The sequence below is a fragment of the Endothiovibrio diazotrophicus genome (assembly GCF_054657215.1).
On record NZ_BAAHXB010000402.1, the window covers coordinates 1 to 210 of the forward strand.

Annotated in this window: 1 protein-coding gene; it reads left to right on the top strand. The window is 60.0% G+C overall.

The features are described from left to right. Window positions 1-7: 7 nt before the first annotated feature. Window positions 8-210: transposase (locus tag ACYQ2W_RS26975; RefSeq protein ID WP_459874248.1), on the top strand; the 203-nt coding region annotated here is incomplete at its 3' end.

Here is a 210-nt window from a genome sequence, read left to right on the forward strand (position 1 = left end):
AAAAGAGATGCCACGATATCGACGCTACACCCTCCCCGATCGACCGGTGTTCGTGACCGTAGTGACCCACGAGCGCGAACCGTGGCTAAAGGAACCGCGTAACGCCGAACGGCTACTCGGCGCGATGCGTGATGTGAAGGCCCACCACTCGTTTCGGCATCTCGCCCATGTGATCCAACCCGACCACTTCCACTGGTTGTTCGTGCCCCA